Source organism: Effusibacillus consociatus (assembly GCF_042652925.1).
Classification (GTDB): Bacteria; Bacillota; Bacilli; order Tumebacillales; family Effusibacillaceae; genus Effusibacillus; species Effusibacillus consociatus.
The window spans coordinates 1-2,889 of the sequence record NZ_JBHSHC010000059.1; the positions used below are offsets into that span (position 1 = coordinate 1).

The following is a 2,889-nucleotide window of genomic DNA, read 5'->3' on the forward strand; positions in this document are numbered from 1 at the left end:
ATGTGATGACTCAATCTTTACTCAATGATGTATTCGCCGCAAAAGGCGGAAATGGAAACGGCAATGGCGGTGGATCTTCTGCAGCTCCTCCATCCGGTGGTAACGGGAACGGTGGAAACAGCGGAAATAATGGAAATGGCAATGGAAACGGAAATCAAGGCCATGGAAATGACGGGAATAATGGCAAAGGGAACAACGACGATAAAGGAAACAATGGCAAGAGTGACGAAAAACACGGTAAGGGACATGCCTATGGCAAGTACAAGAATCGTTTCAAAGGTTCCGAACAAGAGTTTAAGGAACGGTTCTATGTCCAGAACTTTACAAACGATGTAGCTACCCCATTGCCCACAGTTCTGATGACTACCAATGAAGATGATGAAGTAACGGGTATCATGGCTTATGGGATGGGCTTGATCGGGAAGTCATATATCCCGGCAAACGATCCGAATAACGGCTGGGAGGACAATCCGAACAATTCGGAAGTCAATTCAGGTTCAGAATCAATCCCAGGCAAAGGAAAAGCGAACGGACATAACAAAGGGACTTTAGCGGGAACAGAATCCAATTCCGCAGAAACCGAATCCCTTGATCCGTCCGAATTCTACTATCTCCAAGACCGTATGGGTTCCGTAGTCGGATTAACCGACCCGACGGGGAAGATGATCACCAAATATCATTACGATGAGTTTGGTGTTCCGCATTCCGGTAAGAAGTTTGACAAGAACTGGCCGGGTCCGAACAACACATTCGGTTATACGGGATTGGAGTACGACTATACAACCGGTTTGAACTATGCTCGTGCCCGTTACTACATGCCGGAGGTTGGGCGGTTTATCTCACAAGATCCATGGTTAGGATCAATTGACTTACCAATATCACAGAATAGATATCCTTATGTCTTGAATAATCCATTAAAGTGGTTGGACCCTAGTGGGAAGTCGCCTAACTCAATTGAAAAATCGAGTAATTTACAAGAAATTTTAAAAACACCAAATAATCGTATCAATTGGGTTAACGATTTTTTTGAACGGCATAAGGGAAAAGTGTTGAATGTTTGGTTGAATTACGGAATAGATATAGTGGAATTTATGAAATGGGAACGTCGCTCAAGGCGACTGGGAGATCCTGATACCGGACAAGGAGGCTCATGGTATTGGAAACTTGCAAATGGAGCCATGATTAATGATATGATGTTGGCAGAAACTTTAATGGCGAATAGACAAGAAGATCAAGCACCTCCAACGGTAAAGTTGTGGATTGAGTTTATAAAGGATCCTTCCCAGTCCAACTTATGGGCTGCTCACAATGCATCAATATTCCATATATCGAAAATATTGATGGAGAATGGATTAACGTTCAGTGAAACACCAGCAGAACAAGCGTTTATTGACTCTGTATTAATAAGAGTAGGGTTGACCCCAATCATTGGGACTCCGTTGGCTCCGACGTATGCGGGTGCTATCGGATTTTTCATCAACCATGAACCTACAGAATATCCCGATCATTATCCGGCAGCTTGGGATGATCGAGCTGTGTATCCGTTCTGGACTTACGATGAAGAATGGAGAGAGATTTATGAACGTTAAGGGGGTTATGCGTTGGATTTTGATGCTTTGTTTAATGATGCTGATAGGGTGTGGGAGTACGAACTCTGAAAATAGTAACGATACATCAGGAAATATCAAAAAATTGAACCTTCCGAAGGGGGCCTACGAACACATGAGATGGTCACCGGATGGAGAAAAGATTGTATTTCAATTTGATACAAGAAAAACATTGGGAAACACCATGGTGTATGATTTGACTCAATCCCGCTATCAAGTAGTGTCCATTCCTGTAGAGAGGAGTGTGAATAGTGTAGGATGGATATCGAATTCTAAGCTGTTTTTCACTGTAATTGAAAGCGGAGGACTGTCGCAGTCTCTATACTCCTTCGATCTGTCTAGTTCGAAATCTGTGCTTCTTAAAGAACATATTAAAGATTTGTCTTCCGTTGAATGGGATCGAAAAGGCGAAAATGTTGTAATCGGGCGAACTTCCCAAGACAAGAATGAGATTTTAAAGTTTGATCAGAATACTTTAAAATTGAGCCAAACCGAGACTATACCTGGCTCTTCATTATCACGATGGTCTTATGACGGTAAGAAAATTGCAGGTATTGTGGGTAAGGAGATACAAATTTTTGATTTGGAAGCAAAACAATCGACTCAAGTTGTGGACTATTCACCGGGTTGGGCAGACTCACTCAGTTGGTCTCCAGATGGGAGATGGATTGCTTTTTCAGGTGGACCGAGTAAAGAATTATCAGGTCTCTATATTGTGGACAGTCAAGGGAAAAATAAACCGGTTAAGATCTATGATCGCGGAATAGCTTCATTAGATTGGTCACCAAAGGGGGATCAAATCGCTTTCACTACGGTTGGGTCTCCTGGTATCAATGAGGTCTATCTGATACGCGTTCCCGAAGAATTTAGATGATGTGGTTAGAAAATTAAAAAATGAGTACTCTTATCTGGGGGCAAGCCTTATCAAGAATAGGGCTTGCCTTTTCTTAGAGTAGCCCATCTGGATGGCAGGTGTGGATGTGTTACTGCCTTTCGTATAACACGCTGAGCGGTATCGTTCAGGTTACCGATTTTGACGAAAAGATGACCCGCTACTCCTACACCTCGACAAGCAAACGTGAGTCCATCAAATATCCGGACGGCAAACAGGTCGCATATGAATTCGATCGGATGGATCGCATGGTCAAAGCGAACACCTGGATGGGATCTGCCACCTACAAGTACAACGAGGTGGGAGACCTGGTGGAATCGATTCTGCCAAACGGCGTAAAAATCACCGCTTCCTATAATGCCGTTGACCGCCTTGTTGAACAGATGTCAG

3 protein-coding genes are annotated in these 2,889 nt (G+C 43.3%); all 3 read left to right on the top strand.

Features of this window, described 5'->3' with window-relative positions; translation table 11 throughout:
- Positions 1–1,589: RHS repeat domain-containing protein (locus tag ACFO8Q_RS08575; protein ID WP_380025358.1), on the top strand; the 1,589-nt coding region annotated here is incomplete at its 5' end.
- A complete protein-coding gene (locus ACFO8Q_RS08580) occupies positions 1,579–2,481 on the top strand; it encodes a WD40 repeat domain-containing protein (RefSeq protein WP_380025359.1) in 903 nt (300 codons plus the stop codon). The genes ACFO8Q_RS08575 and ACFO8Q_RS08580, both read left to right, overlap by 11 nt.
- 104 nt (positions 2,482–2,585) lie before the next feature.
- Positions 2,586–2,889 (top strand): hypothetical protein (locus ACFO8Q_RS08585; protein ID WP_380025360.1); only part of this gene is annotated, 304 nt, incomplete at its 3' end.